The 13,627-nt window shown below is 52.4% G+C and carries 10 protein-coding genes, 3 tRNA genes and 1 pseudogene; 4 read left to right on the top strand and 10 right to left on the bottom strand.

The annotated features are described in order from the left end of the window. Window positions 1–9: 9 nt before the first annotated feature. The 5 genes from OGX81_RS18480 to OGX81_RS18460 form a co-directional block, all read right to left on the bottom strand. Window positions 10–1,005 carry a fimbrial protein gene (locus tag OGX81_RS18480; RefSeq protein ID WP_047462854.1) on the bottom strand — a complete coding sequence of 332 codons (996 nt, stop codon included), beginning with the start codon at window positions 1,003–1,005 and terminating at the stop codon, window positions 10–12. Next, on the bottom strand, window positions 996–3,482 hold the full coding sequence (locus OGX81_RS18475) for a fimbria/pilus outer membrane usher protein (protein ID WP_104868513.1): 2,487 nt from the start codon (window positions 3,480–3,482) through the stop codon (window positions 996–998). Before OGX81_RS18475 ends, OGX81_RS18480 begins: the two co-directional genes overlap by 10 nt. A gap of 11 nt (window positions 3,483–3,493) precedes the next feature. Next, window positions 3,494–4,195: a fimbrial biogenesis chaperone gene (locus OGX81_RS18470; protein ID WP_058669310.1), complete on the bottom strand. Its 702-nt coding sequence runs from the start codon at window positions 4,193–4,195 to the stop codon at window positions 3,494–3,496. A gap of 95 nt (window positions 4,196–4,290) precedes the next feature. Then, window positions 4,291–4,899 carry a fimbrial protein gene (locus tag OGX81_RS18465; RefSeq protein ID WP_104868512.1) on the bottom strand — a complete coding sequence of 203 codons (609 nt, stop codon included), beginning with the start codon at window positions 4,897–4,899 and terminating at the stop codon, window positions 4,291–4,293. A 609-nt stretch (window positions 4,900–5,508) separates the two neighbouring features. Then, window positions 5,509–5,598: transfer RNA gene (locus OGX81_RS18460), tRNA-Ser, on the bottom strand. Between the two features lie 93 nt (window positions 5,599–5,691). Between OGX81_RS18460 and mtfA the strand changes: the two genes are divergently transcribed. After that, on the top strand, window positions 5,692–6,489 hold the full coding sequence (gene mtfA / locus OGX81_RS18455) for a DgsA anti-repressor MtfA (protein WP_012131863.1): 798 nt from the start codon (window positions 5,692–5,694) through the stop codon (window positions 6,487–6,489). A gap of 100 nt (window positions 6,490–6,589) precedes the next feature. Beyond that, a tRNA-Asn gene (locus OGX81_RS18450) sits at window positions 6,590–6,665 on the top strand. A 37-nt stretch (window positions 6,666–6,702) separates the two neighbouring features. Here the strand turns inward: OGX81_RS18450 and cbl are convergent. After that, entirely contained in the window at window positions 6,703–7,653 is a 951-nt protein-coding gene (gene cbl, locus OGX81_RS18445; protein ID WP_024130225.1) for an HTH-type transcriptional regulator Cbl, read from the bottom strand. Window positions 7,654–7,754: 101 nt separating this feature from the next. Further along, window positions 7,755–8,672 (bottom strand): nitrogen assimilation transcriptional regulator NAC, encoded by a 918-nt coding sequence (gene nac / locus OGX81_RS18440; RefSeq protein WP_104868511.1) that lies wholly within the window; start codon window positions 8,670–8,672, stop codon window positions 7,755–7,757. Between the two features lie 327 nt (window positions 8,673–8,999). Between nac and OGX81_RS18435 the strand changes: the two genes are divergently transcribed. Next, a tRNA-Asn gene (locus OGX81_RS18435) sits at window positions 9,000–9,075 on the top strand. A 98-nt stretch (window positions 9,076–9,173) separates the two neighbouring features. Here OGX81_RS18435 and OGX81_RS18430 read toward each other — a convergent pair. The 3 genes and pseudogenes from OGX81_RS18430 to OGX81_RS18420 all read right to left on the bottom strand — a co-directional run bounded on the left by OGX81_RS18430 (window position 9,174) and on the right by OGX81_RS18420 (window position 11,989). Then, window positions 9,174–10,183: pseudogene (locus OGX81_RS18430) on the bottom strand (FecCD family ABC transporter permease). After that, a complete protein-coding gene (locus OGX81_RS18425; RefSeq protein WP_024130219.1) occupies window positions 10,180–11,136 on the bottom strand; it encodes an ABC transporter substrate-binding protein in 957 nt (318 codons plus the stop codon). Before OGX81_RS18425 ends, OGX81_RS18430 begins: the two are co-directional and overlap by 4 nt. 19 nt (window positions 11,137–11,155) lie before the next feature. Continuing rightward, window positions 11,156–11,989 (bottom strand): ABC transporter ATP-binding protein, encoded by an 834-nt coding sequence (locus tag OGX81_RS18420; RefSeq protein WP_232103840.1) that lies wholly within the window; start codon window positions 11,987–11,989, stop codon window positions 11,156–11,158. A 229-nt stretch (window positions 11,990–12,218) separates the two neighbouring features. On the opposite strand from OGX81_RS18420, the gene shiA reads away from it, so the two are divergent. Continuing rightward, window positions 12,219–13,535: a shikimate transporter gene (shiA, locus tag OGX81_RS18415; RefSeq protein WP_104868508.1), complete on the top strand. Its 1,317-nt coding sequence runs from the start codon at window positions 12,219–12,221 to the stop codon at window positions 13,533–13,535. The last annotated feature ends 92 nt before the right edge of the window (window positions 13,536–13,627 follow it).

Here is a 13,627-nt window from a genome sequence, read left to right as displayed (position 1 = left end):
CCTCCCGAATTAATCGTACGTCAGGTTAAAGATCATGTGCGACTCCACCTCACCGGTACTTGTGGTCGATGCGTATTGATAGAAGCGTGCACGATAAGGCAATGTAATGTAACGGGTTTCCTGGGTCTGCAAAGTGCCGATATTATATTTCTTGCTAAATTCCAGCGGGGTGCCATCTTTCAGTACCTGGACGCCAATCCCTTTCGCCGCAGCGTTTCCGCTTTTTTCGTTGATGAGCACGCCCTGAGCGGCAGTGGTGCTTGTCGCCAGGTTGCCGGAAAATGTCGTATGGATATTGGCGAAACCGGATTCACTTACGCCGCCGCTGCACTGCAACTGGATATTAAAATCTTTACCTCCCGCCGTGGTGCCAACGCCATTCAGATCGCTGCGCTTAATCGTACCGATATCAACGTTCATATTCTTACCGCTTAACACGGTACAGGAGGGCGAGACGACGGTGATGGCATTGGCGCTGAGGAACGTTTCAAGGATCGGGTTACTGCCGTTTTCCCAGTCATAAGAGGTATATTTCCCCGCCGCCAGGGTGCCACTGCCGGTCACGTTCGCAGTTTTAATCACTTCCAGCGTAAAGCGGGAGCCTTCCAGTGAATAATTGGTCTGCCTGTTGACATAGGAGGAGTAGACATCCGGGTAGACAATATTGACCGTTGCGCCACCGCGGCTAAAACGCAAGCCGATGCCGTCTACGTTTGTCGAATAAATTTTATTCCCCAGGTCGGTGGCTCCGGGCACGACAATTTTCGCCGCAAAACGGTTAGTACCGGCTGAACAGCTATAGCTTGCGCCACCCGACGCCGACATTGTCCAGTCACGGGACACAATCACTGAGCCCACCGGCAGATCCGGCGGAACAACCACTCGCCCGATGGCCATGTCTAATGTCACCGTCGGCTGTGAAAGGCGCGAGCAGAAAGCCCATGCCGACGTTGTCCCCAGCGCCATTAATCCAATAAAAAGCGTCAGTCTTTTACTCAGCGACATAGCGTTTCCTTTGTTTTTGCCTGACTCAGATCCACCGTACATTGCCCGCTATTCCACTTAACCGTGGCTTTTGACGCGCTGGCGTCGCTGATAAACATCATGCTGCCCTGCCCCACAACACCGATCTCTTTTCCGCTCGGGTCAAAGATCGTGGCGGCGAACGGCAACGGCAGGCCATTCGCCTGGCGCGCCTGCACCGTGATGTTGTTTTGCACCGTGGTATTGAAGGCAACTTTGACTACGCTCCCCTCCCACGGCACAACCTGCGCCACGGTACGATCGAAAGCGATATCGTCATTACTGCCTTTCGGGTCAATTTCCACGGCGTTAATCCGGTAAGGCCGCAGATACGGCAGAATGGCGTAGCCGTTGCTGTCAATGCGGGTCCCCGGCGAACCTGGCAACATGGCGCCTGCGGCATCTTTCGCTTCGATCAGCGCCATCGTGGTGCCGCTTTCCGGCGAGAACACCACGCCGTGCTGATGGGCAATCAGCGTCCCGCTGGCGCCCAGCCCGCTCTGACGATACCCTTCGCCCTGGCTATAACTGCCGTTCAGCGTGGTCCACGGGGTACGATAGCTGCCGTTCAGCGCCACATCGTGCTGGCCTCCGGTCGCGGTGGTGGTCGACACGCCATAGTTGAGGTTGTTTTCACTGTCCAGCGAGCCATTGACGCCAATCTGCGAGCTGGCGAAGTGCGAGTTGTTGAACGAGGTATTTGACGTCAGATTCGCGGTGCGATTCTCGCCGAACCACAGCGGGTAGCTAAAGTTGAGCGAAACGCGATCGTCGCGACGATGACCGGAGCTGTCCGGCGTATAGACACGCTGGGCGCTGACCGACCATGAGAGACGACCGAACATATTGTTATAGCTGAGCTGATACTGCTTCTCCGTGCCTGAACGGTTCCAGTAATCCGAAACCCGACCGCTTAAGTAGAAACCGCCCCAGCCGTCCGGCAGGTTCTGGTTTACGGTAAAGGTCATGCTGTTTTTCTGTCGCCACACGGTGTAGTTGCTGTTGTGGTTCTTTTCCTGATCGACGGCGTACAGCGCGTCGTTCAGGTTGTAGTAGCCTTTGGTGGAGTAACGATACGCCGCCAGGACAATACTGGTCTGCGTTTCGGTGAACATGCGGTTAAAGGTGGCGCGGTAGCTCTGACCATGCTCGTCAAGGGTATCGCTCTTCAACCGCGAATGGGTGACATCGAATGACAAGGCGCCGACGCCGGTGTTCATCCCGGTCCCCAGCAGGAATGCCTGATAGTCATCAAAACCGGTCACGCCAGCATAGCCGGTGAACAGGTTATTTAAGCCCTGTTGCCAGGTTGCCTGGTAGAGCATCGGTTTATTACGCAGCGAACTATCATCAACCTTACCGGCAGAGAGCGCATAGCGGGTCATCCCCGGACGCAGTAATTGCGCTACCGAGGCATAAGGCACGCTGAACACCTGTACCGAGCCATCGGCTTCTTTTACTGAAACCTCAAGGTCGCTGCCATAGCCGGAGGGGTAAACATCCTGCAACGTAAACGGCCCCGGAGGCACGGTGGTCTGATAGATAATATTGTTGCCCTGACGTACCGTCACCAGCGCGTTACTTTGCGCCACGCCGCGAATTTCCGGGGCGTAGGAACGCATACCGTCCGGGAACATATTGTCATCGGTCGCCAGATTTACCCCTCGCAGGCCGATGGTGTCGAAAAACTCACCGTTGGTAAAAATCTGCCCACCGCTGACAATCGAGTTAATTTGCGGAATCGGACGTTGCAGGTAGGTCTGGTTGCTGTTCCAGTGCGCCTTCCCCTGCTGCTGTTGCCAGTTCAGGTTACCAATGTGTTTGAGCAGCCAGCCGTCCCAGGAAAGACCCGCGTTAACGCCAAGATAGGCGCTGCTGTTATCTGACCCGTTGGCCGATGACGTGTGGCTGTTCCAGGCGTTAGCCATCCAGCCTAAATTCAGCGCCGCAACGCCTTTATCCCAGAACTCCGGGCTGACAAAATTCTTAAAGCGCTGATCTTCGTAGATTTGCGGTACGGAAATATCCAGCCTCAGAGAGGACTGAATCAGGTTGTCGCTGACATTTTCTTCGTTACGCCACTCTTGCAGTCGTCCGCAATAGCCCTCTTTCGCGCTAAGCTGTGGGTTAAATTTTTCTGGCGAGATACCGTATTGCATCAGCATCGCTTTGGTGTAGCAGACGCCCATTTTGCCGTCTTTTCCACGGGTGATATTCAGGTCGTAGCGGCCTTTCCACTCACCATTGGTATACACATCAAGTGAGTAAACACCCTCGGAGATAGCGCTCGTGGAAAAGCGCGACAGATCGACCTTTTCGCGACTGCCGACAATAAAGCCATCGTTAAACTGATAAACCGTTCCTGGGTTTTCCTGGCCGCTTGAAAATGGCGGAAAGCAGTACAGTGCAATCGCAATTGCCGTACTTAATCTTTCCGGGCGGATTGACCTCTGCTTCATGATCGTTTCCCTTATTTAACGGCAACTTTCACTGCGACATCTGCGCCATAGTCATTAATGTTGTTAACAGTCAGGGTCTCGCCTTTGTTCACTGTCGAGGAAAGCACGATAGTCTGACTGGACTGTGGGGCAAACATCACCGTTTTGCTGTTCAGCGCTTTGCCGCCGTCACGAGAGATACGGCTTACGGTGATATAAAAAGGCGTGGGATTGTTGACGGACAGACTGCTGCCGTTGGCGGAAAGCACCAACTTTTCCGCCGCCGCATCACGGTTGCCTAATCCATTCGGACGATAGATAAACTTAAAGCGAGAACGAATCGCCAGTTGCAGGATATTCTGCCCTTCATTTTTCTGGTTAGCCTCTACCGGCGGAATTTCCAGAAGATTCAGCCACCATAATGTCTCTTTATCTTTAGCGAGCCCTGCATTGCTGCCGAGCTTAATACGCAAAGTCTGACCGCTTTTAGCGTCAACGCGGGAAATAGGTGGTGTAATAATAAATGGTGTAGTAATCGTATCCGGCGTCGCATCGGCATTACCGTTATCCAGCCAGGCTTGTGCCAGTGCCGGACGATCTGCGGTATTAGAGAGCTGCACCGTTATTTCTTTTTCATTTCCTGGATAAATAAAGCGGGTGCCATTAACAATAATGTTATTAGCATTAGCCGCAAAACTAAAAATGAAACAGAAAAAAAGGGCAATAAGCTTCATGCTGACCTCTGAATAAAAAATAAGCGGCAGCAGCGGCCGCTTTATTATTGTTTTATACCGCCCCGGCGCGAGGCGGTTTTATCTCTCAGCCGATATTACTGGTAGGTAATTTCGTAAGTCGCATAGCTATTGACCACACCGGTTGTCACGCTGTCAGGCGTGCTGGTGGCATAACCAACATAGTAAGTGAAACGCGCGCCATCCTGAACGGCAGTTGCGTCGCCAGTCGCTTTCGGCTGAGCGGTGTCTCCCGGGATGATTTTCTTGGCCAGCGCGGTGTCGTTATCGGTAGACAGAACCAGTTGGATATCCTTCGCGCCAGCCGCTTCCGTATTGGCCAGGTAGCCCTGTTGTTTGCCGGAAGCGCCCGCCAGCAGGTTGCCGCCGGTCCAGTTCACACCCAGTTTGCTCACGTCATCTTGTTTCGTACCATCAGCCGCCTGGCAGTTAGAAACATCGATGGTGAAAGATTTTGGTTTCAGATAGGTATCCGCAGCCGCAGCTTTAACTTCCGTTAACGTTACCGGAGACAGATAAACATTAGCATCGCTGCCCTGGCCGTTTACGGAAACAGTACAAGATACGTCGGTAACTTTACCGAAGAAATTAACCTGACCGCCGCCGACATTAGTATCAGCAGCATTTGCCGCAGCCATGCCAAAAAATGCAGTCGCGATTGCAGCAGAGAGAAGAACCTTTTTCATTGCCATTTCCTTGTCAGAGTGAATTAAGTATCAATGAGCAAACAGTGAGTTCACACAAAAATCAGAAGCGATATGCGATTCTTACTTGTGCGACTGTTAATAGAAACTTCGACTGACCGGAAGCTGCTATATTTAAGGTATCAAAAACGAACTCGATAAAAACTCGTTGATGCTGTCGGCGTCAAAGAATGCTATTTCGGAGTCAAATATACATTTTTTCATATCTTGATTGAGGCCGTTTAACAGGATTACACCTATTAATCCTCACCTGAAAAATAGAAAAATCCACTCAATGGCATATTGCTATCTTAAAACTTCTACAATTTCTCTCTGTACTGCCTGTCAGTGCTTCACCAATATTGCCAAATATAATCACCGGTTAAATTCGCGGCGAACCCGGCAAAGAGAAGCCGTTATTCTCCGGTCATAAAACGGAAAGCCAGAGGTTTGTTGCCGATCGCAAAGCGCAAGTGTTCCCCGACGCTGACTCGTCCTGTTCTGGAAAAATCGGAGGAGGATGATGGCGAGAAGCATACCCGGTGAATATACCAACACTATACCAAGTGTGACGGGGGTCGTTGAAAGGGAGTGAACTAAGTGCTTGAATAGTGGCGGAGAGAGGGGGATTTGAACCCCCGGTAGAGTTGCCCCTACTCCGGTTTTCGAGACCGGTCCGTTCAGCCGCTCCGGCATCTCTCCGTTCTGGTGGTTGCCATGATGCCAGGTAATTTGGCATTTTAACAGACCCTGTTCCTGCAATTTTGTTCAAGTGACGAGTTTGCGAGCAAAACGATGATTAAGTGGCCCTGGAAAGTACACGAAACAGACCAGAATGCGGCCTTGCCGTGGGATGACGCCCTGGCAATTCCCCTTCTGGTCAACCTGACCGCGCAAGAGCAAGCCAGATTAATTGCGCTGGCCGAGCGTTTTTTACAGCAAAAAAGGTTGGTCGCTCTTCAGGGATTTGAACTGGATGCGTTGAAAAGCGCGCGTATTGCGCTGCTTTTTTGTCTCCCGGTGCTGGAGCTGGGCATCGAATGGCTCGATGGCTTCCATGAAGTGCTGATCTACCCTGTGCCTTTTGTTGTGGATGATGAATGGGAAGATGATATTGGTCTGGTGCATAACCAGCGCGTTGTCCAGTCCGGGCAAAGCTGGCAGCAAGGCCCAATAATTCTGAACTGGCTTGATATCCAGGACTCCTTCGATGCGTCCGGCTTCAATCTGATTATCCATGAAGTAGCGCATAAACTTGATATGCGCAATGGCGACCGGGCCAGCGGTATCCCGTTGATTCCTCTGCGCGAAGTGGCCAGTTGGGAGCACGATCTCCACGCGGCCATGAACAATATTCAGGATGAAATTGATCTTGTGGGTGAAACCGCATCCAGCATTGATGCTTACGCAGCAACCGACCCTGCTGAATGCTTTGCGGTTCTGTCAGAATACTTCTTCAGCGCCCCGGAACTGTTCGCCCCGCGTTTCCCTGCATTGTGGCAACGTTTTTGTCAGTTTTATCGCCAGGACCCCTTACTGCGACTGCGTGATAACCCAGAAGAGGACAATATACCGACATCACACGTCCATTAAATCGTGGTTTTGAAGATTAATTAACCAATTGAAATGACGTGCGAATTTTACTGTTGACACGTTACAGAGCGGTCAGTATTATTCGCCTCGTTCACACGATTCCTCTGTAGTTCAGTCGGTAGAACGGCGGACTGTTAATCCGTATGTCACTGGTTCGAGTCCAGTCAGAGGAGCCAAATTTAGAAAAGCCCGCTTTTTAGCGGGCTTTTTGCTTTATATCTGATAATCAATGACCGCCTCATCCGACTCCATCACCTGGCGCTTAATATCTTCGACAGACAGCCCCGCATTACACAACTCAATAAACCGCCAGACGTAGTTGCGCTGTAACTGTCCGCGTTTCAGCCCCAGCCAGACGGTATTGGCATCAAATAAATGTCGGGTATCAAGACGCGTCAGCGCCCCCTCTTCCTGCTCGCCGCTGGATTGCTCGGCGACCAATCCAATCCCCAGCCCCAGAGCAACGTACGTTTTGATCACATCAGAGTCCTGAGCGCTCAGAACAATATCCGGCAACAACCCTTTGCGGGAGAAGGCTTCATCAATACGGGAGCGCCCTGTAATGCCCTGACGATAAGTGATTAGCGGCCAGTGCGCGATCGCTTCCAGCGTCAGTGGCGAGGTCTGCACCAGGGGATGATCGCGAGGTACTAATAAACTGTGGTGCCAGCGAAACCAGGGAAAGGCCACCAGCAACGGATCATTACTCAGACGCTCACTGGCAATGCCAATATCCGCGCCACCGTTTTGCAACAGCCCCTCTATCTCCTGCGGCGTGCCCTGAATAAGCTCCAGTCGAACTTCCGGGAAAATCTCGCGAAAGGCTTTGATCACTTCCGGCAAGCTATATCGCGCCTGGGTGTGCGTCGTGGCAATGGTCAGTACGCCAGATGTATCATTGGTGAACAGGTCGGCCAGTCTGCGAACATTGCTGGCCTCATTCAGAATGCGCTCGGCGATGACCAGCAGCGCCTTACCCGGTTCTGTCATCCCGAGCAGGCGCTTGCCGCGCCGGATAAAAATTTCAATACCGAGCTCATCTTCAAGCTCGCGAATATGCCGACTCACTCCTGACTGAGAGGTATAAAGCATATTGGCGACTTCAGTCAGGTTGTAATCCTGACGGGCCGCCTCGCGGATGATTTTAAGTTGCTGGAAATTCACGCTTCGCTCCGAAGACATCAGACATGACGCTATTGTTAAAGTCTGAAGCCCGGCATAACAAATAATAAAAACCTGCATCTTATACCGCGATGGAATAACGCTTAGCTCACCAGCAGAAGCTCACGGTTTTCCAGCATAGGGCGGCTCACCAGCGACATCAGGATCTCTTTCACTGCCTGTGCCTGCGGCGTCAGACCCCCCCTCGCCGACATATTCAGCGACAGCGGTAAACTCATCGACGGCGTGGTGATACGCGCCATCCAGCCATTTGCCGCGCCGCTTAACGATCGGGCTGCCGACTCCGGTAACACCGTCACCCCCATCCCACTGGCAATAGCCGCTGTTAATGTCGCGATGGATTCGATTTCGCCAATCACTTTTGCGGTCAATCGGCGTAAGGAAAAGGCTTCATCCACGCGCGAACGAACGGCGCTATAGTCGCGAGGAAGGAAAAGATTCATCTCCGCAACCGCCGTTAAATCCACGCTCGGCCCAGGGCAATCCCGGGTTCCCACCAGAAAAAGATCTTCTTTCAGCAGCGGCTGGCTGGTAATACCGGCCACCGGAGAACGCTCGTAAAGAACCGCCATATCAAGTTGGCCGCTGAGTAATTTATCATTCAGCACCACCCCGCTGTTTTCATGCAGGTAGACCAACACCTCTGGCAATTCCGCCCGCACGGCCTGTAGCAGCGGCATCGTCACCGACGAGGCAGCCGTTCCCGGCGCCAGACCAATAGACACCTGCCCCCTCAGCGTTTGCCCGACGTTATTAACCGCCAGCTGTGCCTGTTCACACTGACGCAAAATCGTTCGCGCATGGGTATACAGGATTTTTCCTGCTTCAGTCGGCGTCACGCCGCGCTTTGTCCGAATCAATAATTGCTGATCCAGTTCCCCTTCCAGCGTAGCGACCTGCTGGCTGAGTGCGGGTTGCGCAATGTGTAATACTTCCGCGGCCTGCGTCAGGCTACCGATGTCGACGATTTTCACAAAGTATTTCAGTCGTCTGAAGTTCATTTTGCCTCCTGTCAGGAATACCAGTCATGATACTGGCTGTCATGTTATGAAGGATTTTGCAAAAGGCTTGCCAGTTTCTGGCCGACGCTGATTTTTATGCTAACCTGCTGTCAAATAAGAGAATGTGATTACAAGACAACGTTTTTAACGTTAACAACAGTTTCCGATCTGCCCCATAAGAGGTACGTTTGCACCAGAATGGCGCAAAATAGCGGCCGAATGAAAGATCATCGCTTTGTTGATTTTGTCAGCAAACGAACGCGCAATCGCATTTCACCCTTTGACAATGATCGTGGGCGTCGTTAATATGCGCCCCGTTCACACGATTCCTCTGTAGTTCAGTCGGTAGAACGGCGGACTGTTAATCCGTATGTCACTGGTTCGAGTCCAGTCAGAGGAGCCAAATTTAGAAAAGCCCGCTTTTTAGCGGGCTTTTTGCTTTTCTGTACTCCGAACAACCACAATCAGGTATACGTTCCAGCCGCTTACCGTTTCTGGCCGTCATATTGACGACGTTCTGGCGAGCAATACAATAATAAACAAACCGCCAATACCCGCCGTAATAATGCCGACAGGCAGTTCCTGCGAAGTCAGCAACGTTCGGCTGACAATATCGCCGCCGCACAACAGCACAGCCCCCAGACACCACAAAGAGGCAGTAAAAGCAGATGTTTAACGCCAGAAAAGTACCGACACAGATGTGGCACCATCAGCCCAACAAAGCCGATCACTCCTGTCAGTGCCACTAAGAAAGAGGTCGCCAGCGCGCAGCACAGGAAAATTTCCATCCGCAGGCGGCTGACGTTAATCCCCAGCGATAACGCCGTCTGCTCACCAGCCAGCATGCCATCCAGCGCACGCCATCGCAGCAGAATAAAAGCGCTCAGTAACATCAGGCTCAGTAAGGCGAAAGGCAGATTGCCCCAACTGGCTAATCCCAGGCCGCCCAGTGACCAGAACAGCACGGAACTGGCGGCACGTTGATCGCCAGAAAAAATGAAATAGCTGGTTAACGCGCCAAACAGAAAGGAGATAGCAAGCCCACTGATAATTAACTGCTCAGCCCCGCGTTGCTTTTTGAAGTGGAACAGTAATATCACCGCCATAGCGGAGCAGATCCCACCAACAAATGCCGATACGGGGAGCGTCAGCGTGCCAAGCTGATTGCCGAATCGGGTAATGACCAGCACCGCGCCCGCCGATGCGCCCGATGACAGCCCAAATAAAAATGGATCGGCAAGATCATTACGTGTGGTGGTCTGCAACAACGCGCCCACTATCGCCAGCCCTGCCCCTGTAAGTACAGAGAGGAGCGTCCTCGGCACGCGTAAGTCAATCACAATTCTGCTGACCATATCCGATACCGGCACATCTGCAATCCCCATCGCTCCCAGCACCTGCAACAGCGATAACGAAACAGCGCCTTTGGCAATACTGAGTAACATTAATCCTGCCAGTACCACCACCGCGCTCCACATCGCCCAGTGGTAACGGTACGAAGTAAAACTCATTGTGCAGCCGTCTGATACATGGCCCGAGCCAGTTTTTCTACTGCTTTGACATTCGCAGGGCCTGGCGTCAGTTCAGCATATTGCAGCTTCAGATAACGTTGGTGTTTCACCGCTGGCGTGAGTTTCATCAACGGGTGATTTTCCAGGAAGTGACGAAGCTCATCAGCCCCACTTCCCGTTTGATAATCCAGCAGAATGATAAAGTCCGGCTCAGTGGCAGCCACACTTTCCCAGGAAGTTGTGCCCCAACTGATATCCAGCGCCTCCATCGCATTTTTACCACCAGCCGCTTCAATAATGGCGTCAGGCATCGCGTATTTCCCGCTGGTAAAAGGTTTATCCTCTCCCGAATCATAAACAAACACGCTTAATGGTCGGGTTCCTTTCGGCGGTTTGGGCAGCGCCTCCAGCGTCTTTTTCCAGCGATTAACCAGCGCCCGAGCGTCATCTTGCTTACCAAAAATCTTCCCCAGCGTCAGTACGTCATTATAAAGTAGATCCATACTGGCTTTACGCTTATGCGCGGCAGTAAAGACGCAACTTTCGCTCAGAACAAAAGTCTTGATGCCATATTTATTGAGTGAAGAAGGCGTCACTTCACCCCCTACTTTCATGCCATAATTCCAGCCTGCGAAAAAGAAATCTGGATTAACCGCCAGCAATGTTTCCAGAGAGGGATATTTTGGTGCCAGTTCAGGGATCGACCCCATTGCTTTTTTAAATTCCGGCGTCATTTTGTACCACCCGCTGATACCGGTCAGACCGACGATACGATCCTGTAAATTCAGAGCGAACGCCATTTCAGACATATTAAGGTCATTAATAATCGCTCGCTTTGGCGGTTCCGTGAACGTCACGGGTGTTCCACAACTCTCTATGGTGACAGGAAAATCCGCAGCCTCTACTGCCGATACCGACAAAATAGCAACCATGCCTGCAAGCAATTTTTTCATCACAATCCTCAGATAGTTATTATGCATAGCCAGGAACTTCAAAAATACGCAGCGCTTTCCCCGTATCAGGGTGTGGTACGGTAAAGCAGGTCACCCCAAAAACGGGATAAAGGTTTTCAGACACCAGCACACGCTCCGGTGTGTCGCAGAGCACCATTCTTCCCTGTGACAGAAGAAGAACGCGGTCAGCAAAAGATTCAATCAGCGACAGATCGTGCAATACCGCCACCACCGTTATCCCCTTGTTTTTCACCAACGAAAGCAGTTCCACCCGACCGGAGGGATCCAGATGGTTGGTTGGCTCATCAAGCAGCACCAGGCTCGGCATCTGAGCTAACACCCGCGCCAGCGCCGCCCGCTGCCTTTCTCCGCCAGAAAGCGCGGACAGCGACCGCTTTCGCAACGCCAGTAATCCCGTCTCTTTAATGGCATTCGTCACGATGGCATCATGCCTGTCGCGTGGTGCATCCCGGGCGTGCGGGATACGCCCCAGCGCCACATAATCCTCAAGAGCCAGCCTCAGATCGGGCGTATCATTTTGCGCCAGAACGGCGATCTGCTTTGCCCGCTGCTGCCGCGACAGCGCCGAAACAGACCGGCCCAGTAGCTGAATATCGCCCTTCTGAAGGGGGAGTTCCTGACTTATCGCCCTCAGTAAAGACGTTTTACCGCTGCCGTTAGGCCCAATAACGGCCAGGCATTTCCCTTCCTCAACCTCAAAGCGAATTGCACAAAGCAGTTCTCCGCCTCCGGGTCGCTGTAGCGACGCAATATTGACGCTTAGAGCACTCGCCGGGTTATCACTGGATGCGACGAATTGCACAATACTTAACCTCTTCCATGATCGAATCATTAATTGGATATGTTATATCATAACAATTAACGTTAACAACCCTGAGATACAAGGCGATTTCAACCGGGGCTCCGTACTATTTTTCATCTTGTCTGCGCGTGACGGATAAAATCATTTTCTCTTTCCGTCTGTCGCGGTAGTCTCATAAAGGCCGTTAATATGTCGGCAGCAATATGAGTAATCATTTCTCCATACTAATAACTAAAAAAACAGCACAGACAGGATAACTATGGATTCCACCCTCACCTCCACGCGTCCCCAGGATGAGACGCCTTCGCTTAATCGCGCGCGCCGCGCCGCATTAGGAAGCTTCGCTGGCGCAGTCGTCGACTGGTACGATTTTCTGCTCTATGGCATCACCGCTGCCCTGGTGTTTAATCGTGAATTCTTCCCGCAAATCAGCCCGGCGATGGGTACACTCGCGGCGTTTGCCACCTTCGGCGTTGGCTTTCTGTTTCGCCCGCTGGGGGGTGTGATCTTCGGCCACTTCGGCGACCGTCTGGGCCGTAAGCGTATGCTGATGCTGACCGTATGGATGATGGGTATCGCTACCGCACTGATTGGCATCCTCCCTTCTTTCGCCACTATAGGCTGGTGGGCGCCGGTACTACTGGTGATATTACGGGCTGTTCAGGGTTTTGCCGTCGGTGGCGAATGGGGTGGCGCGGCATTGCTGTCGGTTGAAAGCGCGCCGGAGAACAAAAAAGCGTTTTACAGCAGCGGCGTTCAGGTGGGTTATGGCGTAGGGCTGCTGCTCTCGACCGGTCTGGTCTCGCTGATCAGCACGCTGACGACCGATGAACAGTTTCTGAGTTGGGGCTGGCGCATCCCATTCTTGTTCAGCATTATTCTGGTGCTTGGTGCCTTATGGGTGCGCAATGGCATGGAAGAGTCCGCCGAATTTGAACAGCAAAAACAGGAAACACCACCGGAGAAAAAACGCTTGCCGGTTATGGAGGCGTTGAGCCGCCACCCTGGCGCATTTCTGAAAATCATCGGCCTGCGCCTGTGCGAGCTGCTGACGATGTATATCGTCACCGCGTTCGCCCTGAACTACTCCACCCAAAATCTGGGCCTTCCGCGTGAGCTTTTTCTGAATATCGGTCTGCTGGTGGGGGGACTAAGCTGCCTGACGATTCCCTGCTTTGCCTGGCTTGCGGACCGCTTCGGTCGTCGGCGCGTCTATATTACAGGTGCCTTAATCGGTACGCTCAGCGCATTCCCGTTTTTTATGGCGCTTGAAGCCCAGTCAATCTTCTGGATTGTGTTCTTCTCCATCATGCTGGCCAATATTGCTCATGATATGGTGGTCTGCGTACAGCAGCCGATGTTTACCGGCATGTTCGGTGCAGGTTATCGATACAGCGGTGCCGGAGTCGGTTATCAGGTCGCCAGCGTCGTGGGCGGCGGGTTCACTCCCTTTATCGCCGCCGCACTGGTCACCTTCTCCGATGGGAACTGGCACAGCGTTGCCATTTACCTGCTGGCAGGCTGCCTGATCTCTGCCGCTACGGCGCTGTTGATGAAAAATAAACCACACGTCTAATCCCTGTACGGGGGCCGTCTGGCCTCCGTCTGTTCTTACGCAACGTCTGACTTTTGTTTCACATTCCTGTGACATACTATCGGGAGAGCAGT

Origin of the sequence: Citrobacter sp. CK206 (assembly GCF_030333125.1) — a bacterium.
Lineage (GTDB): Bacteria > Pseudomonadota > Gammaproteobacteria > Enterobacterales > Enterobacteriaceae > Citrobacter_B > Citrobacter_B koseri.
The sequence above is the reverse complement of the archived record's forward strand: the minus strand, read 5'-3'. Positions and strand labels throughout refer to the sequence as shown.

Coding starts and splice junctions, on each gene's coding strand:
- nac (WP_104868511.1), bottom strand. CDS start 8,672: ATGAACTTCAGACGACTGAAATACTTTGTGAAAATCGTCGACATCGGT.
- OGX81_RS18425 (WP_024130219.1), bottom strand. CDS start 11,136: ATGAAAAAATTGCTTGCAGGCATGGTTGCTATTTTGTCGGTATCGGCA.
- OGX81_RS18420 (WP_232103840.1), bottom strand. CDS start 11,989: ATGATTCGATCATGGAAGAGGTTAAGTATTGTGCAATTCGTCGCATCC.
- OGX81_RS18475 (WP_104868513.1), bottom strand. CDS start 3,482: ATGAAGCAGAGGTCAATCCGCCCGGAAAGATTAAGTACGGCAATTGCG.
- OGX81_RS18470 (WP_058669310.1), bottom strand. CDS start 4,195: ATGAAGCTTATTGCCCTTTTTTTCTGTTTCATTTTTAGTTTTGCGGCT.
- OGX81_RS18480 (WP_047462854.1), bottom strand. CDS start 1,005: ATGTCGCTGAGTAAAAGACTGACGCTTTTTATTGGATTAATGGCGCTG.
- OGX81_RS18465 (WP_104868512.1), bottom strand. CDS start 4,899: ATGAAAAAGGTTCTTCTCTCTGCTGCAATCGCGACTGCATTTTTTGGC.
- mtfA (WP_012131863.1), top strand. CDS start 5,692: ATGATTAAGTGGCCCTGGAAAGTACACGAAACAGACCAGAATGCGGCC.
- shiA (WP_104868508.1), top strand. CDS start 12,219: ATGGATTCCACCCTCACCTCCACGCGTCCCCAGGATGAGACGCCTTCG.